This is a genomic window from Flavobacterium sp. CF108 (assembly GCF_900129795.1).
Classification (GTDB): Bacteria; Bacteroidota; Bacteroidia; order Flavobacteriales; family Flavobacteriaceae; genus Flavobacterium.
Map to the genome: position 1 here is coordinate 178,440 of NZ_FQWW01000004.1, position 24,920 is coordinate 203,359.

Consider the following 24,920-nt stretch of genomic DNA (forward strand, 5'->3'; position numbering starts at 1 on the left):
GTCAAAATATATGTTTATAATAGACGCCCATTTAGACCTGAGCATGAATGCGATGGAATGGAACCGTGATTTAAGAAATGATGTTCCCACTCTGCGCAGTTTAGAAAAAGGAATGACGGACAAACCGGATCGCGAACGTGCCACAGTTTCATTTCCTGATTTGCGACGCGGCAATATCGGAATTGTTGTGGCAACGCAGATTGCAAGATTTGTAAAACCTGGAAGTATTATTCCGGGTTGGAATTCTCCTGAACAAGCCTGGGCGCAAACGCAAGGGCAATTGACTTGGTACAAAGCCATGGAAGAAGCCGGAGAAATAACGCAGATTACCGATAAAAAATCACTCCAGAAACAACTTGATTTTTGGAACGACGGAACTCCAAACGATAAAAAACCTATTGGGTATATTTTAAGTTTAGAAGGCGCTGATTCTATAATTGATATTTCTTATTTAGAGAAAGCATACAATTACGGTTTACGAGCGATTGGGCCTGCACATTATGGCCCCGGACGTTACGCAAACGGAACAGACGCAACGGGAAAAATGAATCAAAACGGTCTTGATTTATTGAAAGAAATGGAACGTTTGAATATTATTCTGGATGCAACGCATTTGTGCGACGATGCTTTTTGGCAGGCTTTAGATCATTATAATGGGCCGGTTTGGGCAAGTCATAACAATTGCAGAAGTCTGGTTGATCACAATCGTCAATACAGCGATGAAATGATAAAAGCTTTGATTTCGAGAGGAGCTGTTATTGGCGGCGCTTTAGATGCGTGGATGCTGGTTCCGAATTGGCAGAGAGGTGTTTCAATGCCATTAGAAATGAATTGTGATTTAGAAACGGTTTTTAAACACATGGATCATATTTGTCAATTGGCAGGAAACGCGAACCACATTGGTGTAGGTTCAGATTTGGATGGCGCTTTTGGTACAGAACAATCTCCGTACGATTTAAATACTATTGCTGATTTACAAAAATTGGTTCTGATTTTTAAAAACCACGGATATTCTGATGAAGATTTAAATAAAATCTTTCACCAAAACTGGATCAACTTTTTAATGAAAAATTGGGATTAAATAAAAACTAAACTTGGAACTGCCTTCTTATACGATTGTAATTTTTCGTCGCTTGGATCAACTTCCGTCACAACGTAATCAACCTCAGATAAGTTGGCAATTTTCATTTTTAGAACCGTATCCAGTTTTTCAGAAATCGTAAGAATCGCTGTTTTTTCTGAAGCCTGAATCATTGCTTTTTTTACCTGAACCGTTTCCCAGTCAGAATCTGAGAAACCGCCTTCGATATCTAAAGCATTAGTTCCTAATATCAATAAATCGACTTTAATATTAGCCAGCTGATTATAAACATCGCCGCTCACACACATTTGGCTGTACGATGAAATGCTGCCGCCGATCATGATAATTTTAACGTTGGGTTTATCCAGAAGTTCAACCGCAGATAAAACGGTAACCGTAAATATAGTTAAACTTAAATCGTTAGGAATTAAACGAATGAATTCACGAATTGTGGTTCCTCCGCCAATTAATAAAACCATTCCGTCATGAAGAAGACCTAACGTTTTTTGCGCAATAATTTGTTTGGATTCGCCCGCATAAGTTTGATTAGAGGAAGAATGGTGATAGGCTTTTGTCATCGCCCCGCCTTTTACTTTAATCAATAAAGATTCTGACTCAAGTTCATTTATATCACGTCTTACAGTATCTTCTGAAACAAATAATTTAGCCGAAAGGGTTTCAAAACTTACACGAGTATGCAAGTTAATCTCTTTTAAAATAAGATTTTTACGTTCTTCTTTAGTGTAATTAACCACTTCATTATCATTATTCATGCAAATTCGTTTTTGTAAGGACAAATGTAAACAATAAATGCAATATTCTTGCGAAACAAATTATAACACAACGTAATTAAAAAGTTAATTACACTATTTTAAAGACATTTAAACGCAAGTTGGTTTTGCAAAAAAAATGCAGACTAATTTTACAAACCTTAAATTTGCTTAACAAAACAAAAAAGTAACCATGCAAAAAAGTATATTTCTCTTTTTGATTTTCTGTTTTTCTTTCGGAAATGCGCAAAGTACTTCAGATAATATTTCGATTATTCCGGCTCCAAATTTTTATAAAACAAACGGAGACAGCATTCGCATCAACGGAAAAATTAAAATTGTATTTGATAAAAATAAATACAGCGCAAAAGAATTGAAAACGGCACAGATTTTTGAGTCGGCTGTAAACTCAAATACGTCAAATAAAAAAAGCAGTATTGAAGTTTTATTTATTGCAGAAAAACCATCTGAAACTTCAAAAAAAGAAGGGTATAAAATCAATATTTCTTCGAAAAAAATAACCGTAACCGGAAGTGAAGAAGGATTATTTTATGCTGTTCAGAGTTTATTGCAGCTTTTACCGAATCAACCCAAAAACCAAGAAGTAAAATTACCTTGTATTTCTGTTGAAGACCAGCCCAGATATGACTACCGCGGGCTTCACCTTGATGTTTGCCGTCATTTTTTCTCTGTCAATGTTATAAAAGATTTTATCGCACAAATGTCGTATTATAAATTAAATAATTTCCATTGGCATTTAACCGATGATCAGGGCTGGAGAATCGAAATAAAAAAGTATCCTAAACTGACCGAAGTAGGTTCGAAAAGAACACAGACTTTAGTAGGCAATAAATTTGAAAGATCTCCCTATTTTTTTGACGGAAATCCGTACGGCGGTTTTTATACTCAGGAAGAAATTAAAGACGTTGTAAAATTTGCCGAAGATCATTATGTGAATATTATTCCCGAAATCGAAATGCCGGGTCATGCAACTGCGGCAGTAACGGCTTATCCAAATTTATCGTGTTTTCCAGATCGAAATTATAAAGTGGTAGAATCATGGGGCGTTTTTGAAGATATTTTTTGTGCCGGAAAAGAGGAAACTTTTACTTTTTTAGAAGATGTTCTAACCGAAGTTATGGCTTTATTTCCGAGTAAATACATTCATATTGGCGGAGACGAATGTCCAAAAGCAAGATGGAAAGAATGTCCGAATTGTCAAAAGAGAATTAAGGATCTAGGTTTAAAAAACGAACATGAATTACAAAGTTACCTCACAACCCGAATTGAGAAATTCTTAAACGCAAACGGAAGACAAATTCTGGGCTGGGACGAAATGCTCGAAGGCGGGCTTGCACCAAATGCAGCCGTGATGTCATGGCGAGGTGAATCTGGCGGAATCAGCGCGGCAAAACAAAAGCATTTTGTAATCATGAATCCGGAACAGGTTTTATATTTAGATTATAATCAAGGTTATTCTCCACAAGAACCTTTAACAATTGGAAGATTAACAACGGTTGAAAAAATATACAAGTACAACCCAACTCCTGTAGACAGTTTAACGGTTGAGGAACAAAAATATATTATGGGCGTTCAGTCGAATCTTTGGTCTGAATATTTGACAAGTCCGGCGAAATTAAATTATATGATTTATCCCCGTGTATTTGCTTTAGCAGAAATTGCCTGGACAGAACCTCAGAATAAAAACTACAATAGTTTTATTTTGAATAGAATTCCGCATCATTTAGAAAAACTGGAATCACAAAAAAGAATGTATAAAGTTCCAATTCCTTTTGGATCTGAAGAAACGGCTTTAATCGCATCAAAATATATTCTGGACTTAAAACCAACAATTAAAAACGGACAGATTTTTTATACGATTGATGGTTACAATCCAGATGAAACGGCAGAACTTTATACTAAACCTGTAACGATAAATATTCCAAAAGGCGAATTTAGAATTATAAAAACGGTTCAAATCAGCCCGAGCGGCAGAAAAAGTTCGATCAGTAAAATATTGGTTAGAAATCCAGAACTAAAATCAGCTTTAGCGGTAAAGCCAGCCAAAAAAGGATTAAAATTTGATTATTTTACTGGAACGTTATTTCAGCAGGTTCAGGATTTAGAACTGGCAAAACCTGTTAATTCCGGCATTTTTGAAGGCAAAATCAGCAGTGAAAAATGGAAAACGAAATTAGAGCGTTATATCGGCTTAAAATTTGACGGATATATCTTTATTCCTGAAACAGCAAATTATACAATTTCGACCCTTTCAGATGACGGATCGAAGCTTTTTATCGATAATGAACTAGTCGTAAACAACGATGGCATTCATTGGCTCAATGAAGCTTACGGCATTGTTAAACTTGAAAAAGGGTTTCACAAAATCAACATCAGTTATTTTGACCAAATTGGAGGAACTACTTTAACTTGTTTTATTCAGCAGGAAGGAAAAGAAAAACAGGAAATAAGTGAATCGCAGTTGTATTATGAGTAAAAACAAAAAACGCTTCCATTTGTAACGGAAGCGTTTTTCTATATAAACTAAAATTGTATGTTTTAATTATCCTTTCAAGCTTGCTGCTAAATACTCACGGTTCATACGTGCGATATTTTCAAGCGAAATTCCTTTTGGACATTCGATTTCACAAGCTCCTGTATTTGTACAGTTACCAAAACCTTCTAAATCCATTTGGTGAACCATGTTTAATACACGGTCAACAGCCTCAACTTTACCTTGCGGCAACAATGCATATTGAGAAACTTTTGCAGCAACGAATAACATTGCCGATGAGTTTTTACAAGTTGCAACACAAGCTCCGCAACCAATACAAGCAGCAGCATCAAATGATTTATCTGCATCGTGTTTGTTGATTGGAATTGTATTTGCATCGATTGTATTTCCTGAAGTGTTTACAGAGATAAATCCTCCTGCGTGTTGAATTCTGTCAAAAGAACTTCTGTCAACAACTAAATCCTTAATTACCGGGAAAGCTTTTGCTCTAAATGGCTCGATAAAAATCGTATCACCATCTTTAAACATACGCATGTGTAATTGACAAGTTGTAACACCTCTGTCTGGTCCGTGCGCTTCACCGTTGATGAATAAAGAACACATTCCGCAGATACCTTCACGACAATCGTGATCAAATGCTACCGGCTCTTCTCCTTTGTTGATTAATTGTTCGTTAAGAACATCAAGCATTTCAAGGAAAGACATATCTGGTTCAATTCCGTCGATAGGATATTCTACAATCCCTCCTTTATCTTGGGCGTTTTTTTGACGCCATATTTTTAATGTAAGTTTCATACCTTTTTCGTTTGAAAGTCATAAAGTCGAAAGTCGAAAGTCGCTTGGCACATTTTGCCTTTTGACTTTAAGACTTTGGCTTTCGACCAAATTCTTATTTATAACTTCTTTGAACTAATTTAATGTTTTCGTAATTAAGAGGTTCTTTGTGTAATACTGCATCACTTGGTTTTCCTTTGTATTCCCAAGCTGCAACGTATGCAAAGTTATCATCATCACGAAGTGCTTCTCCTTCTTCTGTTTGGTATTCCTCACGGAAGTGACCTCCACAAGATTCATTACGGTGTAAAGCATCTTTCGCGAACAATTCTCCTAATTCTAAGAAATCGGCAACACGAGTTGCTTTTTCTAATTCCTGATTAAATTCGTAAGCGCTTCCAGGAACTTTTACATCTTTATAAAACTCTTCACGTAAAGCAGCGATTTCTTCGATAGCCTCAGTTAAACCTTTAGCGTTACGAGCCATACCTACTTTATTCCACATGATTTTTCCTAATTTTTTGTGGAAATAATCAACAGAATGAGTTCCGTTATTATTGATAAATTTATTTATTTGATCAACAACCGCTTTCTCAGCTTCAACGAATTCTGGTAAGTCTGTAGAAATTTCTCCCATTTTAATATCCGGAGCTAAATAATCTCCAATAGTATATGGCAATACGAAATATCCATCAGCTAAACCTTGCATTAAAGCAGAAGCTCCAAGTCTGTTTGCTCCGTGATCAGAGAAGTTAGACTCTCCAATTGAGAAACATCCAGGAATTGTCGTCATTAAGTTATAATCAACCCAAGTTCCACCCATTGTGTAGTGAACCGCTGGGTAAATCATCATTGGTGTAGTATAAGGATCTTCGTCAACGATTTTGTAATACATCTGGAATAAGTTTCCGTATTTACTTTTCACGATTGCAGCTCCTAATTTAGTTACCAAAGCAGCATCTTTATCATCTAAACCTTTTACGTAAGCATCTTCAGTTCCGTAACGTTTAATTGCTGCCGCGAAATCTAAATAAACTGCTTCACCTGTTTTGTTAACTCCAAAACCAGCATCACATCTTTCTTTAGCCGCACGAGACGCAACGTCACGAGGTACTAAGTTACCAAACGCAGGGTATCTTCTTTCTAAGAAATAATCTCTTTCTTCTTCAGATAAATCAGTTGCTTTTTTCTTTCCTTCACGAATTGCCTGAGCATCTTCTAATTTTGCAGGAACCCAAATACGACCGTCATTACGTAAAGATTCAGACATCAAAGTCAGTTTTGACTGGTGATCTCCTGAAACCGGAATACATGTTGGGTGAATTTGTGTATAACAAGGATTTGCGAAAAACGCTCCTTTTTTATGAATTTTCCAAGCTGCTGTTGCGTTACTTCCCATAGCATTTGTTGAAAGGAAAAATACGTTTCCGTATCCTCCAGAACCAACTACTACCGCGTGAGCAGAATGTCTTTCTATTTCTCCGGTGATTAAGTTACGAGCGATAATACCTCTCGCTTTTCCGTCAACAATTACAATGTCAAGCATTTCGTGACGGTTGTACATTTTAATTTTTCCACGGCCAATTTGACGGTTCATTGCAGAATAAGCCCCTAACAATAATTGTTGTCCTGTTTGACCTTGTGCGTAAAATGTACGAGAAACCAAAGTTCCTCCAAAAGAACGGTTATCAAGAAGTCCGCCATATTCACGAGCCAATGGCACCCCTTGAGCCACACACTGGTCAATAATATTTGCAGAAACTTCAGCCAAACGGTGAACGTTTGCCTCACGTGCACGGTAGTCACCACCTTTTACAGTATCGTAGAACAATCTGTAAACTGAGTCACCGTCACCTTTATAATTTTTTGCAGCATTGATACCTCCTTGTGCAGCAATAGAGTGCGCACGACGAGGTGAATCCTGAAAACAAAATGCTTTTACGTTATACCCTAACTCAGCCAAAGTAGCCGCAGCAGAACCTCCAGCTAAACCTGTACCAACTACAATAATATCTAAATTACGTTTGTTAGCAGGGTTTACTAAATTAATATGATCTTTATAATTTGTCCATTTGTCCGCTATAGGACCACTAGGAATTTTTGAATCTAATGCCATTATAATTGATATTAATTATTGAAATGATGAAATAATGCGATAATTACGAAAGCGGCTGGTACTACAACTGCAAACCATAAACCAACTTTGCTTAAGAATCGAGAATATTTGTTGTGCATTCCCACTGATTGAAGTGAAGATGCAAATCCGTGCCATAAGTGAAATCCTAAAAGGATAAAAGATACACAGTACAATCCTGTACGTACCGGACTGTGAAATTTATGAACTAACTCTCCGTAATACCTTGTAGCATCTGGAGCTGTACCTGCTATATATTTGTAGCCAAGTTCAGGAAACCAGAAATCATAAAAATGCAATCCTAAGAAAGCCAAAATAACCAATCCAGAAATAATCATATTTCTAGAACTCCAAGAAGCATTTGCAGCTCCGTTGTATTTCGCATATGCAATTGGTCTTGCAGCGCTGTTTTGAGCAGTAAGTACAAATCCCATTACGAAATGCAAAATTACTCCAAATGCCAAAACTGGCTGCAGTACAAATTGTACCAACGGATTGTAACCCATAAAATGAGAAACTTCGTTGAATACATCCTCACTAATAATAGAAATAAAATTTAAGGAAACATGCAGCGCTAAAAACGTGATTAAGAATATTCCCGAAAGGGCCATAGCCACTTTCTTTAAGATGGAAGCATTCAATAGTGCAGATTGTGCCATAAGTGTTTAAGTAGTTTGTTTTAAAAAATTAGACAAAAATAACTCAATTACAAAAGAACTACAACCATTTCGTTGTTATTTATAATGATTTTAAAATAGACTACGTATACGTATTTTTACGTATAAATTTATTTTTAATAATAAATAATTTAGTATGAAAAAGTATAAAAAACTGCTTTAGAGGGATTTCAGCCCAATTTCAATACTTATGAGTTTCCTAAAAATTATGATATTGATATTTTATTCAAAGTTTTGATTTGTTTTCTTCAAAAGTACCAGAAGCACATAATTTTATCTAAGCAAAAAATTGTCATTCCATTACATAGTTCTACCTTTATCGGCTTCAAAAAATAACAGAATGAAAACAGGAATTGATGCCATCTCTTTTGATGTTGCAAACATACACTTACCCATAAAAACTTTGGCAAACGCCAGAAATATCGAACCGGAAAAACTAGAAAAAGGCCTTGGATTACTAAAAATGACCTTTCCGGATGTTCATCAGGATGCGGTGGTTTTTGGAGCAAATGCTTTAACCAAACTTATTACTGATAATAAAATCAACCTAAATGAAATAAGCCGAATTTATGTTGGTACCGAAAGCGGAATCGACAGTTCGAAACCAATTGCTTCTTATTTAATTAATTTGATGGAGCAAAAGTTTGGCGAAGATTCATTGGCAGAATGTGATGTTGTAGACTTTACTTTTGCCTGTATTGGTGGCGTTGACGCTCTACAAAACTGTCTTGATTTTATAAAATTAAACCCAGCTAAAAAAGCAATTGTAGTTACAACTGATTTTGCAAAATACGATTTAAATTCTGGCGGAGAATATACACAAGGTGCCGGAGCGGTTGCGATGCTGATTACGGCAGACCCAAAAATTATTGCTTTTGATGATAATTGGGCAACGAGTACAAAAGGTGTTTTTGATTTCTTTAAACCGTACAGAACTATTTCTAAAGAAGATATTACAAAAAACACCAACAACGATTCTTGGTTTGACAATTTAGAAGCCGAAATCGAAATACATAAAGACCAGCCGGTTTTTGACGGTCAATATTCAAATCAATGTTATATGGATCGTACGCGAAATGCTTACTTTTCATTTAAAAAATTAAAAAACACCACCGAAACGTTATACAATACTTGGCATAGTATTGTGATGCACTTGCCATATTCTTTCCAAGGACGCAGAATGTTATCTGAAATTTACGCTTTAGACAGCGCCGAAAAAATTATTGCCGATAATATTGCACCAGCAGATTATCAAACAAAAATTAAAGAAGTGGCAAAATCTGATGATTACAGAAGTTTTGTAACCGAGAAATTACAGCCTGCAGAATTGGCTTCTTCATTAATTGGAAATCTTTACACAGGTTCCATTTTCATGGGATTGTTATCGACTTTGGCTCATTTTTATGATACAAATAAAGAAGTTACGGGAACTAAATTTGGTTTCCTGGCTTACGGAAGCGGATCAAAATCGAAAGTTTTTGAAGGAACAATTCAACCGGAATGGAAATCGGCTTTGGCAGATGTCAAGCTTTTTGAAAATTTAGCCGAAAGCGTAGAAATTGATTTCAATACTTATGAAAGTCTTCATAAAAAAGAACAAAAACAAAGTGTAAGAACTCCGAAAAACGAATGGGTTTTAGACCGAATTGAAAAAGAAATTCCAGTTTTGATTGGGGCGAGATATTATAAATGGATTGATTAAGAAATTCCAATTTTTTAAATTCCAAATTCCAATAAAAAACCGAAGCCATTGCTTCGGTTTTTTGTTTTACCCAAAGGTGTCATCCTGAGCGAAGTCGAAGGACACGCAAGTAACTCCGTAATAATAATCCAATCTTTGTTGAGCTTCTAGCGTGTCCTTCGACTTCGCTCAGGATGACAGCTTGCGCCAAAAAAACTTTAACAAAGATCACAACATATAAATTAAATTGCCTCCAGCTTTAGCTGGAGGTTTAAAAATTCAAGAATAAAATGGCTTTAGCCTAAATGCTTATTTTTTTGACTAAAGCCAATCATCTACACAAATATTCCTCCACCAGTTAAAACTGGGGGCTATTGAAATTAGATTATCCAATTACCTCATTGACTAATTCTCTAATTAAAAAATCAATCCTTTTTATGCTGTTCCGTATAATTTTGATTTCCTTTAATTCGGGTATCTTCAGTATGCATTCCGTTTGCCATTCCTAACATAAAGGCTGTTATTACAATTACAATTTTTCTTTTTATCCAATGAAGAAGCGGTCGTCTAGATTGCTCCAAACGAGTGTTTTTATTTTGTTTATACATTTTGAAAATGATAAATGATTAGACATTATTGTATCATCTGCGCTTAGAAAAAAAATTTCTTAAGCGTTGTATAAACTTTTAGTGAAGTGTTTTGAAGTGATTATTTCATTTATAAAAACAGATTGATTTATAAATGAAGTTAGTTTTTGATGAAGAAGATCTTGTAGTTTCAGCAGTTTCTTGATTTGAAAAGTAAAAACATTTTCGGTTTTAAGAAAATTTAAAACAAGTGAAAATCTTGTTTTACTGCAAGAAGTATCTTGCCCTAATTTGTATAAACGAGAACTTTTAAGATTTAATTCTCTTTTTAAAACTACAAATGAAGATTGGTAATATTCTGCCGATTTTGATTGAGAATATAAAGTACCATCGCCCGCAATCACGACAAAAGCCAGAAAGAGTGCAATTAGATATTTTATATGTTTTTCCAAATTTGTTTATTATTAAAGTTTCATTTCCATAATAGGCATGAAACGTTTTTTTATTGAAGTTTCGAATTCTCCAATTTTTACAAATCCCATTTTGGAGTAAAATTCCTCAGCATTTGGCTCTGAATCGAGTGTTATTTTTTCGATTTTAGCTTTCTTCATTCTGTTTAAAAAATCCAGAAGCAGATATTTTCCAAATCCTTTTCCAATATATTCGGGCAAGATAAATAAATTATCCATCGTAACATTCCTTTCGTTTTGAAAAATATATGAATAATAACCTATAATTAGATTGTCATTTATCAATTTATAAACATGATTTTCTTTTATATAATCCTGCGAAATGGTTAAATTTTTATCCCATTTTTGAATTTGCTCCGCAGAATATCCCCAGTATGCTTTTGATTTTTTGGTTATTTCTGTTAGGATTTCGTTATCGGTTATATTGGCTTTTTCTATTATCATTGGTTTGAAAAAATACATTAAAAATTAAAGCCGCCAAACCTTTCTCAAAGTTTAAAACTTTGAAAGGTAACAACACATAAATTAAATTGCCTCCTGCTTTAGCTGGAGGTTTAAGAATTCTGGAATATAAATGGCTTTAGCCTAAACACCCTTTTTTGGCTAAAGCCCCGTCTTTTGCTCAAATATACCCCCAGTTAAAACTGGGGGCTATTGAAATCTTTGAGAATAATTATTTATAAATCGTAAATTTATTATGACTCAAAACAAAACCAAGATTTTCATAAATCGCCACATTTTCTACTCGTTTTTTATTTGTAGTAACTTCAACGCTTTTCAAATTATTTTGATCTGCAAAATCCTGGATTTCATTTATTAATAAACGTCCAACGCCTTGACCACGATAATTTTGATGAATAAAAAACTCTTGGATTTCGCCAACTAATCCGCAATGATGAAGAAGATTTTGGGTGTGAAAACTAATAAAACCTAAACCTTCATTTTTGTCTTCGGCAATTAGATAACGGTTTTTTGGATTTGAAATATTTTCATTGAAAATTTCTTCGAAAATTTTAAGATCTAAAACCTCATTTTCTAGTTCGCAGATTGCTTTGTAGACGAAGTCTAGGTCTTGGTTTTCAATTTTTCTGATTTTGATTTTTGGTTTCATTTTTGATCTACTATCATCGTGTAAAAGTCCAAATCTTTATTTACAAAAATACTCTTAGAATATCTCCATTCATTATTTTCTACTTTAAAAACTTTAATTTCAACCGACTTATTTTTTTTGAAATTGAATCTCCAATTTTGATATCGTCATCGTTCTCAGAAAACAAAGAAATATAATTGTTATTCTTGATTTTAAATTGCTTGCCTCCACGAGCCTGCCTAATATCTATAATTTTTTCAGCAATTTCAGAATCATAAAAATTCTTGAAATTTGTATACCAAAATAAATCTTTCGAAAACCACAATACAATCATTCCAAGAGTAATAAATACAAGTTTAATCGGCTTCATGTCTAATTTACAAATTCCCACAAACAACTATATAATCAGCGTAAGTTAATTTATCATTTAGCCAGATTATTATTTCTGCTAAAAAATCTTTCATATTTTGATCGTCTGTTTCTATGAGGCTTATTTTTTCTACTATGTCTCTAATAGTTTTATTATCAAAAAAATTATGTCCTAAAACATCAAATTCATTTTCGATTGTATTATTCAATGAATTTTTTAAAGGAAAAACCGATTGAAATTTTTCTAAAACAATATCAAAATCTTCTGTTTGAATAAATATATCATTTCTTTTGTCCGTTTTATAGAATTCTCCATTTGCATTTTCGGGCCATAAAATGAATCCAATTTTTGAATACGTTGCATTTCCAGTTGCAATTATTACTTGTTTCTGATTAATTCTTTCAACCGCCTTTATTATATCATAATTACAAATTTCGTAATTATCTTTTGCCACTTCATAATCACATTCGGCTTTATCACAAATTGTTATAATATTATTATCATGAAATTCCTGTTCGCATGATTCAATATCATAATTGTTCTTTTTAAGAAGCTCTAATGCCATATTTAAAGGAACTGGAATTTTTTCTCTTAATATTTTTATTTTTTCATTATTCATTATTGAATCCAAAGTCGATTAATTATCAAGATTACACAATTCTAAATTCAAAATCAATAATAGTCCTGAAAAAGATAAATAGTCTCCTAAAAAGACTTATTTCAAAATAACAAAAAACCGAAGCTGGATTGGCTTCGGTTTTTTTATGTTTTCGTTGAAGTTCAAAAAAATATCAAAGAAAATTGTCAATTATTCTATTTACATTCACACCTACTCCACCAATGTTCGGTTCCAAAATAATACATTCATTAAGTCTTTTTCCTATACCTTTTTTCAATTCACTCTTTATTTTAAAATCTTTAATTTCCTTTCTATTCTGAATATCAACCATTATTTTTTGAATAACATCGATTACATCATTTGCGGTTTTACAGATTTTTTTTATTTCAATAAAAATTAATTTATCTTCTGGAACGTTTCCATAATACTGTCTATCATGTGCTTCTAGAAAATATTTTGGATGTATTGTAGTAATCATTAATGCAGGTAAAATTTCAGATGGATTAATACCATTAATACTTTCCCAAGACAACAATTCAGAATAAAAATGGCTTTCTGGAATTCCTTGAATTACGACAGAATCATTTTCGGCGGCAAACTTTGCGATCTTATCAAAATTATTCCTTAATGTATTTGATATTGGCTCATCCCAATTATAATAATCTAATATGTAAAGATAATAACTCCTTTCAACATTGCTTGGCAGTGCCGCAATTGTGCTAATTTTCAATCCCATAATAAAGCTTATCTAAGTTAAAAGTATTTGAAACATTTAAAATGACAATATACGAAAACTACAATTAAAAAAATTTCTACCTACAATAATAAACTTTCTTATGTAACCATTCGCGTGAGGGATAAAGGCGGTATCCTTTTATGAAGCGGAGCGGAATAAAAGATATAGCCGAAAGCCCGACCCGGAGGGGCACGCCCAAATTAAGATGCTGAGAAACTAAGGTTCTAAACTGCTGAGATTTAATCTCGTCTCGATTGTCATTGCGAGGAACGAAGCAACCGCATTTGCTAAATCAATCATTGTGTCAATTGTTTGTGAGGTTGCTTCGTTCCTCACAATGACAAGATTGTGCAAAAACTTTGTGTCTTAGCACCTTCGTGGCAAACCCAAAAAACAAATAAGAAAACTTTAATAAATCAATTATACGCCACTTATTCAAAAATCACTAATTTTGAAATTCGAAGTTCAAAAACTAAGTTATTATGAAATATCATCAAATAAACAGCGCTCTTTTTGTAAAAAACCGCAAAAAATTCACGGCAGAAATGAAACCTAATTCGGTTGCCGTTTTCAACTCAAATGACATTTACCCAATTAGTGCCGACAGTACTTTGCCGTTTGCGCAGCACAGAGATATTTTTTATCTAAGTGGTGTAGATCAGGAAGAAAGTGTTTTGCTTTTGTTTCCGGATGCGCCTTATGAAAGCCAAAGAGAAATTCTTTTTTTAAGAGAAACTAACGATCATATCGCAGTTTGGGAAGGTGAAAAACTGACTAAAGAACGTGCTTTTCAGGTTTCGGGAATTAGAACGGTTTATTGGTTACAGGATTTTCATAAAGTTTTGAACGAAATGATGACGTATGCCGATACGATGTACATCAATACAAACGAACATTATCGCGCAACTGTTGAAGTTGAAACCCGCGAAGCTCGTTTTGTAAAATGGTGGAAAGATCGTTACCCAGCGCATAATGTGGCGAAAAGTAATCCAATTTTACAGCGTATTCGCTCTGTAAAAGAAAGCGAAGAAATCGATTTGATTCAGCAGGCTTGTGATATTACAGAAAAAGGTTTCCGCAGATTGCTTTCGTTTGTAAAACCAAATGTTACGGAATATGAAATCGAAGCGGAACTGGCTCACGAATTTATTCGTAACCGTTCTAAAGGTTTTGCTTATACACCAATTATTGCTTCTGGAAACAATGCTAATGTTTTACATTATATCGAAAACAACCAGCAATGTAAAGCCGGAGATCTAATTTTATTAGATGTTGCGGCAGAATATGCAAATTATTCTAGCGATATGACAAGAACGATTCCGGTTTCGGGACGTTTTACTGATCGTCAAAAAGCGGTTTACAATGCTGTTTTAAGAGTTAAAAATGAAGCTACAAAAATGCTGACTCCAGGAACACTTTGGAAACAATATCATGTTGAAGTAGGTAAAATTATGACTTCGGAATTACTTGGTTTAGGTTTAATTTCTAAAGCCGATGTTCAAAACGAAAATCCAGAATGGCCTGCTTACAAAAAATATTTCATGCACGGAACTTCTCACCATTTAGGACTTGATACGCACGATTACGGTTTGCTTCACGAACCAATGAAAGCAAATATGGTTTTTACGGTTGAACCTGGAATTTATATTCCGGACGAGAAATTCGGAATCCGTTTAGAGGATAATGTTGTGGTTCAGGAAAAAGGGGAGCCTTTTAACTTAATGCGTAATATTCCGGTTGAAGTGGATGAAATCGAAAGTTTGATGAATTCTTAATTCACGATGAAAAAGATTTTTCTACTTGGATTTTTATTGTTTTTGGGAAACATTTTTGCCCAGACAGAAGGCTATGCAGTTAATGCTGACGGAAGTAAAACGTATTACAAAACTTTTGGAAAAGGTGAACCGCTTTTAATTATAAACGGCGGTCCGGGAATGAACAGCAATGGTTTTGAAGATATGGCGAAAACGCTGGGCGAAAGTCAGCAAACGATTATTTACGATCAAAGAGGAACCGGAAAATCGAAACTTTCAAAATTAGATGCTAAGACCATTTCGATGAAAATAATGGCCGATGATATCGAATCGTTACGAAAACATCTTAAAATTAAAAAATGGAATATTCTTGGGCATTCTTTTGGCGGAATGTTAGGTTCTTATTATGCAACGGTTTATCCTAATAGTATTGACAAATTGATTTTATCATCATCTGGCGGCGTTGATTTGACTTTATTAAAAAGTCCGAATTTGATTGAAGCCGGTTTAAGTAAAGCTGAAAAAGATTCTCTGGATTACTGGAATGATAAAATCGAAAAAGGCGACACGTCTCACAAAGCAAGACTTGGACGCGGAAGAGCAATGGCTCCAGCTTATGTTTATGATCAAAAATTTGTTCCGATAATTGCAGAAAGATTAACTCAGGGAAATTCAACAATAAATGGTTTGTTATGGTCTGATATGCAGAAAATGAATTTTGACTGCAAAGACAAGCTAAAAACCTTCAAAAATCCGGTTTTAATTATTCAGGGAAAAGAAGATATTATTAGCAATGAAATTGGAGAATTGGCACATCGAACTTTTCCAAATTCTAAACTGATTTTATTAGAACATTCAAAACATTATGGATGGCTTGATGCGAGAGAAAAATACTTCTCGGATATTAATTCATTTTTAAAATCATAAAAATAAAAAAGCCCTTAATGTTTTAAGGGCTTTTTTATTTTTATATAAATCGTTTATTTATCCGATTTTTGAAATCTGAACATCCAATTGAAATTTGCCGTCAGCTTCGTTTCCGTTAATCAGTTCAAAAAGTTCTAAAGCTCTTCTTGCGTTTTTCTCCTCTTCTCTTTGCTCAGCCACATACCACATCATAAAATCCTCTGTTGCATAATCATTCTCAGCTCTACATTTTGCGATTACTTTATTGATTGCCTGAGTAACTGCGATTTCGTTTTGCAAAGCAATTTCAAATACTTCTTTAAAAGAAGCAAATTCCTGCTGCACCTCTGGAACAGATGGCGTAACTGCTATCCCTCCCATATCCGTAATATATTTGAAAACTTTTAGAAAATGCTCTCTTTCTTCTTCGGCTTGCTTGTACATGTAAGATGCTGTATTTGCATAACCATTTCTATCTAACCATGCAGCCATAGCTAAATATTTATTAGAAGCGTCGCTTTCTATTTTTGCCTGTAAGTTCAATATATTTTCTATTCCTTCAACTAATGAAGTACTTGTTCTTAGTAAATCTTTCATAACCTTTAATTTTTTGTATGTGTAAAATTACTAAAATTAAAGGAGGCAACCCTAAATGCCTGAAAATTTGGATTTAATCTAAGTAAGAATCTAAATAAGCTCTACGTTAACCGTATTACAAAGCATAGAATGTAAAGTGAGGGTAAATTTTGTTCCGTTTAATAAATCTCTTAGCTGTACTATTTCGCAGATTGTAAGATTTCTGGAAAAATTTCTTTTAGTAGTTTCAATCAGCTGTGCATCTGACTGATCAGATAAATCATAAAGCATATTGAGAATATCAACGCTATTAACCTTTCTTTGAAAAATCAAAAAATCATGAATTTTATAACTTGACACAGTATCAACAAAATTGATAATTATACTATTGGTCAAATCACATTGATAACTGTATCCTTTTTCGGTTTCAAATAATACTTTGGTGGTCAAATCACTAATTAATGCCATTTTGATAAAATATAATAACGGAGCAAAAATATAGAATTTAAAGCAATAAAAAACATAATTAAGACTAATTTAAAATAACAAACTCATTTAATGTTCTTAAAAACAGCTCAAGTGCACTCAAAGACTCCAATATTCTACATTATTATTTATCTAATTTTAAAAACAAAAACGGCTTTCAAAAATGAAAGCCGTTTCTTTTTATCGCTTGTAAATATTATTGTTTTAAGACTTTAAAAGTTTGTGTTTTATTACCTGCTTTAATTTTTACAAAATACAATCCCTGACTGCCATTTATTGTTAAATCAAGTTTTGATAAATCAACTGCTTTTTCTTCGCTTATTTTTTTTCCGTTTGCATCGTAGATCTGTACGCTTGCATTTCCGTCATAATTTTTTAAATCGACTGAAATCTTACCCGAAGTTGGATTAGGATATATAACAGCATTTGAAGTTTTTGTAAAATCCTCTGTTGATAATGTATTTTCATATTTAAGAATTCCGCAATCTTCATCAAAATGAACTACTGTTCCATCGATACCATTTGTAGTTAATTTACTGCCGAAAATGCTGTAATTATTTCCTCTAAAATTACTTGATAAATAAAACGATCCGTCTTCGGCTTTGAAAAAATCAAATTTTTCCATGTAAGGCACATTAACATGGTTTTTGTTATCTCCATTTGCTGTTATCTTTTTTAAATTACCTGATAAGTCATAAGTTGCTAAAAAGAAATCATAATTGCTAATCAATAAATTATAATACTTCCCATCGGCTGTAATAAAATTACCTCCATCTGCAGCATCACCAATAATATGCAATTTATCTTTGTCTTTAATTATTTTAGCTCCCCCGCCGCCGGTATATTGAGTTCCTGTTATCCACTCACATTTTCCAAGCGAATTAACTTTTGCTAAATAAAAGCTTCCAATACTTTTTTGTGTTATTGTTCCATCACTATTTTCAAAAAAATGAATCGCTTTTGGTTCATCGCACCCATTGCTTCCTGTAATATAACTGTCACCGTTTTCATCTGTAACCATTGATTTTATGGAAACGCCATTAAAAAAAGCATCTTTAGTATTACTTCTTACTTTCCATTGAAAAATTCCATCTTTATTATATTTTGCTAAAAAACCTCTGCTTCCGTAACCGCCATCTCCTTCTAGCGTTTGTACCGGAGCAGAATTTCCTGCTGAATAGAAACTAACGAACATTTCGTAATTACCTCCTAAATAAATATTATTATCGCGATCAAAACCAACATCCGTAAGTCCACCTGCATTAACATATGAAATACTAATTTCATCGAACCATTTAACAGCTCCAGTTGGAGCTATTTTCATCATCATAAAACCACCAGCTAAAAGTTTTATAACTTCAGTTTTAACTCCGTTCAAATACAATTGGCCTCCACTATATTGCGAATCAAAATAACCTATTGTAACTAAGTTATTCTCTTTATCGATGTATAGTTTTTCTGCTACATAACCCAAAGTACTAAAAGATAATGTCCAGATAATTTTCCCTTTTTTATCCATTTTCATCACATAGCCAGTATTTCGGTTTTCGCCAATTATTGGATCTATTTTAATTCTATTGCCTGTGTTGTCTATAAAAATTCCCTGATGTGTACCGCTTATGTATATATTACCATCATGATCTACTACAGAACAAAATATTTTATCTCTGTCACGAACCACTGGTTCATGTTCTGCACTAACCATCCATTTTACTACTCCATTTCGATCGTATTTGGTTAGAAAGCTTCCTTTTTTATTTTTAAAATTTGGTTTTATTCCAATTTTCGAATCAAATATCTGATCATTAAATCCTCCTGCAACCAAAAAACCGTCTTCTGTTTTAGTTAAACCATAATTACCTTCGTATTCATATCCATTCCAGTCAGAATCAACTCCATCATTAATTAGTGCCCAGCAATTATCAGAATTTTCAGGATCATTATAAATAAAAGGCCCTTCTTTCTCTATTTTATCATAACAATCATTATCTGACCAAACTTCGAGGTCAATTTTTGTATCGCCTTCTTTTGAAAAACTAGTTTCTACTACTGCATCTGTTGAACTTGTTGTTGAAGCATTAGGACTAAAATTCCATTTATAATGTTGCGCCTCAATTGCTTTTTGATAAAATGATGTAGTTTCATTAGGCTTGGCATTTACTAAATCTTTATAAAATTCTGCTTTTGTATGCTCAACATCAATATGGAATGTATTTGTAAAACTAACTGTACAATTCGCATTTACATTTTTAGCTTCAAAATAATAATCTCCAGATTCGCTAATTAAATCACTTGTAAAAGAAAGTGTTTGTCCATTTCCTGCTTCACTCGTCCCAAATGTTGAAGAACCTTTTCTCAATGTATAAACAACATCGATTTCAGAATTTTGAATTTGAACTGTTACAGGTTCGCTTTTACAAAGAATATTATCATTTATAATTACCGGTAAATTAATTTTTGGAATTGGGCTGACATAAATAGTTTTAGAATCTGTAGATTCAACACCAAAACTATTTGTAACCGTGTATCTAATATCATAATTTCCGGGTGTTTTAAAATTATAAGTTAAATTTCCGCACACAGAATTAACCTGCACATCATTTACAAACCATTTACAACTTGAAACCCCGCCTACAAGAGGTTTTAGAGTTACATTACTTCCGGCGCAGCCGCCTGCCAATCTTGAAATGTTTACATAAGGAATTCTTGTACCTCCTCCATTTGTAGTTTTTAATATAACTCCCGAATTCCCACAGGCATAAAAAGCCGTATTAGCCATTTGTTTCCAAAAACAATTAATCCCATAATTCAAAGATGTTGACTGCCACTCTAATGCCTGACTACTGGCAACAAAATAAACTCCATGATCTGTTCCCACATATTCGCCTGTTGAGTTAGCCGAAATACATTTTGCGTTTAAAGGTCCATTATAAAAGTTGGCATGGTCATTATTTAGTGAGTTATTAACACTATAGTATGCGAATCTATTTCCTGCACAAAAAGTTACTCCGGTGCTAAATGTTCCATAACCATAAGTTATAGCCTTAATATCTGACCCAGGTGTTAAAACTGGCACAAAATTATATCCTAGATCAAAGTACTCAAAATAAAGTATTTTACCAGCCGTTGCTATTTTACACCTACTATGATAAAAAGCAACAGACAAAAAATTATCAGTACCGAGATTTTTAGTTCTTTGAACGCCCTCTGATGTAAAAGTAACAATTAGTCCATTTTCGCCTACTGCAAAATAGGATCTATTATACTCTGAATATGTAATCTGGTTTAAATTTGAGTTTTCCTCACCTTTATATATAATTTGATAGTTAAGCGATGGCAGTTCAATTTTCATTATAATAGCCTGTTTTGTCAATGCATTCTGTCCGCAGGCAAAAACAACTCCTTTAGAAGGCGAACCTGTTATATCTGAATAGCAATGACTAAAAACTGTATTATTATAGATATTAGCATTTTCACTTCCATCTGTTATCTCAAATCTTTTCCAGCTTGATGCTCCTTCTCCTCCATTTGAAGTATAGTAAAGTCCTTTTTTTCCAGAAACTAAACCATTATTACCAAAAAAAACAACACCGGTCAAATCGTCTGTCAAACCAGTATTTAAGTTCTCCCATTGACAAAAGGCAAACTGAACATTAAGTAAAAATAAAACATAGAGTAAAGTTGATCTCATATAATTTAATAGGTTATTTATTAAAAATTGTAGTAAAACTAGTCATTTTTTAACACTTTGCACGTCGATAAAAATGTTTTGTTAAAAACTGTAAAACAATTTATTAAAGAACCTGATCAACACTTAAAATTACGAGCGTATTCCCTCCCTGCTTTCACTCAAAAAATCCTATTGAAACAACTATTGGTCAATTAAAATTCAAAAGGTTATTTTTGTAAAAATTATAATGATGAAAAATATTCTATATAAAAACACCAAAATATCTTTTACTGACTCTGGAGAAGGAAGCACAATTGTACTGCTTCACGGTTTTTTGGAAAACAAAAAAATGTGGGCAGAATACGTTAATCTGTTTTCAGAAAAACATCGTGTTATCACCATCGATTTATTAGGTCACGGAGAATCTGATTCTTTAGGTTACGTTCATGAAATGGAAGACAATGCAGATGTTGTTTACGAAGTTTTACAATCTTTAAAAATTGAAAAAGCAACAATTCTGGGGCATTCTATGGGCGGTTATGTTGCTTTGGCTTTCGCCGAATTATTCCCGGAAAACATTAAAAAATTAGTTTTGCTAAATTCAACTTCTAAAGAAGACAGTGTCGAAAAAAAACTAAACAGAACACGTGCCATTAAAGCCGTAAAACAAAACTATGTAAACTTTGTAAGCTTGGCGATTGCGAATTTATTCAGCGAAAACAACAGAACTCGTTTAGCTGCCGAAATTGAAAAAGTAAGAGAACAAGCTTTAAAAACGCCTTTGCAGGGAATTGCGGCTTCACTTGAAGGAATGAAAATACGAAAAGACCGCGAATGGCTTTTACACGAAAATAGATTTCCCGTTTTATTGATTTTAGGCAAAAAAGATCCTGTTTTAAACTATGAAGAAAGTCTTGCGCAGATTGAAGACACAACTGCAGAATTGATTTCGTTCGAAGATGGCCATATGAGCCACATCGAAAATAAAGAAGAGCTAAAACCAATCTTATTAGATTTTTTCAACTAAAATAATAATGGATATTAAAAGCAAAAAAGGCCATTCGAAATTTAGACTGCCCCCAAAAAGTTAGACACTATTTGGGGGCAGTCTAAATTTCGAAATGGCCTTTTCTTTATTTTGGAAGCAAAACTTATAGTAGATAGTTTCGCTGCTTTTTTAACTCAATAAACTGAAGTAAGTTTATATTTTTTCTTCAAAAGGAATATTGACATCTAGTATTTCATTTAGCAACAAAACAACTTCTTCTACATAACTATTTAAAATTGTCTTGCTTACCGTTATATCCAGATCTTTTTCTTCTTTAAATCCAAAAGGCAAAAACCCTGATTTTAAATTTTTAAATGAAATAATTCCAACTTCTACTGGAGTATCTCCTGCATTTTCTTCAAACATAAACGCATAAGCTAAAACCTGAATAATTTTATCGTTTTTAAGCTCTTGCGTTAATCCGTTCCACGATTTAAGTATAACGTTTGTTTTTTCAACTTTTCCGGTCTTATAATCAATGATTCTTATTTTTCCGTTACGAAGTTCAATTCTGTCGACATTTCCTTTAATTAACACCGGAAATGGCAAACGAGGATGAATAAGATTTCGTTGAAAAGTCTGTTCCAAAGCAATAATCTTAACAGCATCTCCATTTTTGATCGCTTCTAATTCCATTTTTAAAAAATTAGATACATTTCGCTTTGCAACTTCAAAGGCTAAAAGATTACGACCTTTTTTAATTTCACCTTCTTTATACACTAATTTAAATTGTTTCAACACTTCTTCATCTAATAACTTAAAACAGTTCAATAAATCAGGTTCTGAAATAAATTTTTCAATAAAAGGTTCATACAACGCTTTTAATGTTTCGTGAATGATTGTTCCAAGTGTATTTAAAGCGATATTCTCCTCTACTTCTTCGACTTCACGAATACGCAGGATTTTTTGAAAATAAAACTCAATTGGATTACGGATATAACTCGTTAATGCAGAAGGAGAAAACCCATTAACAGCAATTTCTTTTAAACGTACCATAACCGCTTCTGATTTCGGAATTACCATTGGCTGATATGCCGTTGCTGGTAATACTGGATTATAGATATCAAAAGTCAAATTATGCTTTGATTTTTTTTCGACTTCAAGCTGGGTTATAAAACGGCTGCGTTCCCCGGCATCTAATCCGTCATTTTCTGTATTATAAATTAGATAGATATTTTTTGCGCGCTGTAATAAATGATAAAAGTGGTAGGTATAAATAGCATCTTTTTCTTTAAAAGTCGGCAAACCTAATTCTTTCTTTACATCGTAGGGAATGAATGAATTCTGAGATTTTCCCGCTGGAAATTTACCTTCATTCATCGAAGTGACAATTACGGTTTCAAAGTCAAGAACACGGCTTTCAAGAACTCCCATAATTTGTAATCCACGCAAAGGCTCTCCTTCAAAAGAAACTTCAGCCACATCAATAATCTGCTTATAAATTGCATGAAGTGTATCAATATTATCGATGTGTTTGTGCTGCGAATAATAATTTATGAGTTTATTAATTACTTTAAAAACAGCATACACAAAAGTTTTAGCGATTTTTTCTTCTTCATTATCATTGCTAAAATTCTGTTTTATCAAAAGTAATATTGCCGAGATATTTTCAAGAACCGCCACAGATCCGTTTTCCCATTTCTGAAACAATAAAGAAAACAATTCGGATGGATTTTGATTAAGTTCTAAAATCTTATTGAGAGTAATAAAAGTATAGTTATTCTCTTTGATTATTCTAACAATATGATTCGTCTTTGCGTACGGCTCAACTAATGGATGTGTCAGAATATCAAGAACATCTTTATAATAAAAAACATAGCTGCTGCCAGCACGTGAAAGTGCATTAGTATGCATTTTGAAAAACTTAGCTACCAATATCTGCGATGGGTTATTCTTTCCTGAATATCCCATTGTAATGTTTAAAGCTCCAACCGAAGAGGGAAGAGAATATAAAACCGGAATTAAAAGATTTTCTTCTCCCAGCACTATTGCAACCTTATCTAGAGAAGCGGCTGGATTTTCATTAATCAAATTCTCAATAATGCTTCCTGCCAATTTAGCTTGTCCAATTGTTTTTGGCGTACCAATAACCTGAATGTTTTTATCTTGAGAAAAATCGTCTACAATCCATTCAAAAGGATGAAACTTATAATGCTTCCAACTTTCTTTAAAACGTCGAACAAAAAGTCCTGCATCATGAAAAGGATCATTTAAAAATGCCTGGTCTACATCCCAGTAAATTTTGGCCTGATCAAGTGCTAAAAGATGCTGCACAATTTTTTCTTCCGCGGCATTTAAAGCATTAAACCCGGCAAAAACAAAGTTACGATTTGAAATTGTATTCGAAAAATGATTCAGATTATTTACTGCTTCTCTATAAATCAAACCTTGATAACCAATCGATTTATTTAAGAGATGATTGTATAGTGAATCATAATAAAGAGGCAGAAGTTTCCAAAAGTCAATGTAATTTTCTAAAAGTTTAGTTTTATTTTCGACTTCTATTCCCCATTTCTTAATGTCTTCGATATCTTTTAAATAAGACAAAACATGGTTTGGCTCTAGAAGATAACGATCAATTTCGTTAAAGTCCTGCAAGAGTGTTTTTGCCCAATTAGCAAACAACTCAAAAGATTGCTGGTTCTGCTTTTCGGTAACAGATAAATAAACGTCATAAAACTCAAACAGCAGCTCAATTGAATCTACAGATCTAATTGAAGCAACATCTTGAACAAAATCTTCAATACTTATAATTTCAGGTGAAAGAATTGTTTTTGATGTTTCTTTTTTAAGCGCTTCAATTAAAAAAACTTTAGCTCTTTTGTTCGGTAAAACAATAGTAGTCTCTGCAAGTTTATCTGAATAATCCTGAATTACAACAGCCGCAATTTTCTCTAAGAAAGAAGTATTTATCATTGTATAAAAATAAAAAAAGCCATTCAATTAAGAATGGCTTTTAGAATTTTATTTACAAAG

General features: G+C 33.3%; 20 protein-coding genes. 6 read left to right on the top strand and 14 right to left on the bottom strand.

Annotation, left to right across the window (positions count from 1 at the left end):
• Positions 1-10: 10 nt before the first annotated feature.
• A complete protein-coding gene (locus tag BUE10_RS12550) occupies positions 11-1,081 on the top strand; it encodes a dipeptidase (protein ID WP_073485555.1) in 1,071 nt (356 codons plus the stop codon).
• Here the strand turns inward: BUE10_RS12550 and BUE10_RS12555 are convergent.
• A complete protein-coding gene (locus BUE10_RS12555) occupies positions 1,078-1,854 on the bottom strand; it encodes a DeoR/GlpR family DNA-binding transcription regulator (protein ID WP_053473326.1) in 777 nt (258 codons plus the stop codon). The two genes, BUE10_RS12550 and BUE10_RS12555, sit on opposite strands and share 4 nt — an antisense overlap.
• Positions 1,855-2,044: 190 nt before the next feature.
• On the opposite strand from BUE10_RS12555, the gene BUE10_RS12560 reads away from it, so the two are divergent.
• Positions 2,045-4,348: a family 20 glycosylhydrolase gene (locus BUE10_RS12560; protein ID WP_073485557.1), complete on the top strand. Its 2,304-nt coding sequence runs from the start codon at positions 2,045-2,047 to the stop codon at positions 4,346-4,348.
• Positions 4,349-4,414: 66 nt separating this feature from the next.
• On the opposite strand, the gene BUE10_RS12565 is transcribed toward BUE10_RS12560, so the two are convergent.
• The 3 genes from BUE10_RS12565 to BUE10_RS12575 all read right to left on the bottom strand — a co-directional run bounded on the left by BUE10_RS12565 (position 4,415) and on the right by BUE10_RS12575 (position 7,933).
• Positions 4,415-5,161: a succinate dehydrogenase/fumarate reductase iron-sulfur subunit gene (locus tag BUE10_RS12565; RefSeq protein ID WP_073485558.1), complete on the bottom strand. Its 747-nt coding sequence runs from the start codon at positions 5,159-5,161 to the stop codon at positions 4,415-4,417.
• A 94-nt stretch (positions 5,162-5,255) separates the two neighbouring features.
• The gene (locus tag BUE10_RS12570; protein ID WP_073485560.1) at positions 5,256-7,256 is read right to left on the bottom strand and encodes a fumarate reductase/succinate dehydrogenase flavoprotein subunit; all 2,001 of its coding nucleotides are present in this window, start codon (positions 7,254-7,256) and stop codon (positions 5,256-5,258) included.
• A gap of 11 nt (positions 7,257-7,267) precedes the next feature.
• Positions 7,268-7,933 carry a succinate dehydrogenase cytochrome b subunit gene (locus tag BUE10_RS12575; protein ID WP_073485562.1) on the bottom strand — a complete coding sequence of 222 codons (666 nt, stop codon included), beginning with the start codon at positions 7,931-7,933 and terminating at the stop codon, positions 7,268-7,270.
• A gap of 358 nt (positions 7,934-8,291) precedes the next feature.
• On the opposite strand from BUE10_RS12575, the gene BUE10_RS12580 reads away from it, so the two are divergent.
• The gene (locus BUE10_RS12580) at positions 8,292-9,653 is read left to right on the top strand and encodes a hydroxymethylglutaryl-CoA synthase family protein (protein ID WP_073485564.1); all 1,362 of its coding nucleotides are present in this window, start codon (positions 8,292-8,294) and stop codon (positions 9,651-9,653) included.
• Positions 9,654-10,057: 404 nt separating this feature from the next.
• On the opposite strand, the gene BUE10_RS12585 is transcribed toward BUE10_RS12580, so the two are convergent.
• The 6 genes from BUE10_RS12585 to BUE10_RS12615 form a co-directional block, all read right to left on the bottom strand.
• On the bottom strand, positions 10,058-10,240 hold the full coding sequence (locus BUE10_RS12585) for a hypothetical protein (RefSeq protein ID WP_073485566.1): 183 nt from the start codon (positions 10,238-10,240) through the stop codon (positions 10,058-10,060).
• 59 nt (positions 10,241-10,299) lie between these two features.
• The gene (locus BUE10_RS12590) at positions 10,300-10,671 is read right to left on the bottom strand and encodes a hypothetical protein (protein WP_143056007.1); all 372 of its coding nucleotides are present in this window, start codon (positions 10,669-10,671) and stop codon (positions 10,300-10,302) included.
• Between the two features lie 12 nt (positions 10,672-10,683).
• Positions 10,684-11,133 carry a GNAT family N-acetyltransferase gene (locus BUE10_RS12595; RefSeq protein ID WP_073486121.1) on the bottom strand — a complete coding sequence of 150 codons (450 nt, stop codon included), beginning with the start codon at positions 11,131-11,133 and terminating at the stop codon, positions 10,684-10,686.
• Between the two features lie 229 nt (positions 11,134-11,362).
• Positions 11,363-11,800 carry a GNAT family N-acetyltransferase gene (locus BUE10_RS12600; protein WP_073485570.1) on the bottom strand — a complete coding sequence of 146 codons (438 nt, stop codon included), beginning with the start codon at positions 11,798-11,800 and terminating at the stop codon, positions 11,363-11,365.
• A 356-nt stretch (positions 11,801-12,156) separates the two neighbouring features.
• Positions 12,157-12,768, bottom strand: a complete 612-nt coding sequence (locus BUE10_RS12610) for a hypothetical protein (RefSeq protein ID WP_073485573.1) — start codon at positions 12,766-12,768, stop codon at positions 12,157-12,159.
• A gap of 172 nt (positions 12,769-12,940) precedes the next feature.
• Positions 12,941-13,504: a hypothetical protein gene (locus BUE10_RS12615; protein ID WP_073485575.1), complete on the bottom strand. Its 564-nt coding sequence runs from the start codon at positions 13,502-13,504 to the stop codon at positions 12,941-12,943.
• A 482-nt stretch (positions 13,505-13,986) separates the two neighbouring features.
• Here BUE10_RS12615 and BUE10_RS12620 point away from each other — a divergent pair, with 482 nt between their 5' ends.
• Both BUE10_RS12620 and BUE10_RS12625 read left to right on the top strand, forming a co-directional pair.
• Complete coding sequence (locus tag BUE10_RS12620) at positions 13,987-15,279, top strand: aminopeptidase P family protein (RefSeq protein ID WP_073485577.1); 1,293 nt, start codon at positions 13,987-13,989, stop codon at positions 15,277-15,279.
• A gap of 6 nt (positions 15,280-15,285) precedes the next feature.
• Positions 15,286-16,185, top strand: a complete 900-nt coding sequence (locus BUE10_RS12625) for an alpha/beta fold hydrolase (protein WP_073485578.1) — start codon at positions 15,286-15,288, stop codon at positions 16,183-16,185.
• A gap of 57 nt (positions 16,186-16,242) precedes the next feature.
• Here BUE10_RS12625 and BUE10_RS12630 read toward each other — a convergent pair whose 3' ends face one another.
• The 3 genes from BUE10_RS12630 to BUE10_RS12640 all read right to left on the bottom strand — a co-directional run bounded on the left by BUE10_RS12630 (position 16,243) and on the right by BUE10_RS12640 (position 20,917).
• Positions 16,243-16,761 (bottom strand): ferritin, encoded by a 519-nt coding sequence (locus BUE10_RS12630; protein WP_073485580.1) that lies wholly within the window; start codon positions 16,759-16,761, stop codon positions 16,243-16,245.
• Positions 16,762-16,851: 90 nt separating this feature from the next.
• Positions 16,852-17,208 carry a hypothetical protein gene (locus BUE10_RS12635; RefSeq protein ID WP_055093929.1) on the bottom strand — a complete coding sequence of 119 codons (357 nt, stop codon included), beginning with the start codon at positions 17,206-17,208 and terminating at the stop codon, positions 16,852-16,854.
• Between the two features lie 214 nt (positions 17,209-17,422).
• A complete protein-coding gene (locus BUE10_RS12640) occupies positions 17,423-20,917 on the bottom strand; it encodes a T9SS type A sorting domain-containing protein (protein ID WP_073485582.1) in 3,495 nt (1,164 codons plus the stop codon).
• Between the two features lie 229 nt (positions 20,918-21,146).
• On the opposite strand from BUE10_RS12640, the gene BUE10_RS12645 reads away from it, so the two are divergent.
• Entirely contained in the window at positions 21,147-21,923 is a 777-nt protein-coding gene (locus BUE10_RS12645; protein ID WP_073485584.1) for an alpha/beta fold hydrolase, read from the top strand.
• A gap of 174 nt (positions 21,924-22,097) precedes the next feature.
• On the opposite strand, the gene BUE10_RS12650 is transcribed toward BUE10_RS12645, so the two are convergent.
• Positions 22,098-24,860 (bottom strand): PD-(D/E)XK nuclease family protein, encoded by a 2,763-nt coding sequence (locus BUE10_RS12650; RefSeq protein WP_073486123.1) that lies wholly within the window; start codon positions 24,858-24,860, stop codon positions 22,098-22,100.
• Positions 24,861-24,920: the final 60 nt, after the last annotated feature.

Excerpts from the sequence above, each read along its gene's own strand:
- BUE10_RS12575 (WP_073485562.1), bottom strand. The coding sequence starts at position 7,933 with ATGGCACAATCTGCACTATTGAATGCTTCCATCTTAAAGAAAGTGGCT.
- BUE10_RS12620 (WP_073485577.1), top strand. The coding sequence starts at position 13,987 with ATGAAATATCATCAAATAAACAGCGCTCTTTTTGTAAAAAACCGCAAA.
- BUE10_RS12565 (WP_073485558.1), bottom strand. The coding sequence starts at position 5,161 with ATGAAACTTACATTAAAAATATGGCGTCAAAAAAACGCCCAAGATAAA.
- BUE10_RS12650 (WP_073486123.1), bottom strand. The coding sequence starts at position 24,860 with ATGATAAATACTTCTTTCTTAGAGAAAATTGCGGCTGTTGTAATTCAG.
- BUE10_RS12635 (WP_055093929.1), bottom strand. The coding sequence starts at position 17,208 with ATGGCATTAATTAGTGATTTGACCACCAAAGTATTATTTGAAACCGAA.
- BUE10_RS12640 (WP_073485582.1), bottom strand. The coding sequence starts at position 20,917 with ATGAGATCAACTTTACTCTATGTTTTATTTTTACTTAATGTTCAGTTT.
- BUE10_RS12600 (WP_073485570.1), bottom strand. The coding sequence starts at position 11,800 with ATGAAACCAAAAATCAAAATCAGAAAAATTGAAAACCAAGACCTAGAC.
- BUE10_RS12595 (WP_073486121.1), bottom strand. The coding sequence starts at position 11,133 with ATGATAATAGAAAAAGCCAATATAACCGATAACGAAATCCTAACAGAA.
- BUE10_RS12630 (WP_073485580.1), bottom strand. The coding sequence starts at position 16,761 with ATGAAAGATTTACTAAGAACAAGTACTTCATTAGTTGAAGGAATAGAA.
- BUE10_RS12615 (WP_073485575.1), bottom strand. The coding sequence starts at position 13,504 with ATGGGATTGAAAATTAGCACAATTGCGGCACTGCCAAGCAATGTTGAA.
- BUE10_RS12550 (WP_073485555.1), top strand. The coding sequence starts at position 11 with ATGTTTATAATAGACGCCCATTTAGACCTGAGCATGAATGCGATGGAA.
- BUE10_RS12570 (WP_073485560.1), bottom strand. The coding sequence starts at position 7,256 with ATGGCATTAGATTCAAAAATTCCTAGTGGTCCTATAGCGGACAAATGG.
- BUE10_RS12580 (WP_073485564.1), top strand. The coding sequence starts at position 8,292 with ATGAAAACAGGAATTGATGCCATCTCTTTTGATGTTGCAAACATACAC.
- BUE10_RS12610 (WP_073485573.1), bottom strand. The coding sequence starts at position 12,768 with ATGAATAATGAAAAAATAAAAATATTAAGAGAAAAAATTCCAGTTCCT.
- BUE10_RS12555 (WP_053473326.1), bottom strand. The coding sequence starts at position 1,854 with ATGAATAATGATAATGAAGTGGTTAATTACACTAAAGAAGAACGTAAA.
- BUE10_RS12645 (WP_073485584.1), top strand. The coding sequence starts at position 21,147 with ATGAAAAATATTCTATATAAAAACACCAAAATATCTTTTACTGACTCT.
- BUE10_RS12625 (WP_073485578.1), top strand. The coding sequence starts at position 15,286 with ATGAAAAAGATTTTTCTACTTGGATTTTTATTGTTTTTGGGAAACATT.
- BUE10_RS12560 (WP_073485557.1), top strand. The coding sequence starts at position 2,045 with ATGCAAAAAAGTATATTTCTCTTTTTGATTTTCTGTTTTTCTTTCGGA.
- BUE10_RS12585 (WP_073485566.1), bottom strand. The coding sequence starts at position 10,240 with ATGTATAAACAAAATAAAAACACTCGTTTGGAGCAATCTAGACGACCG.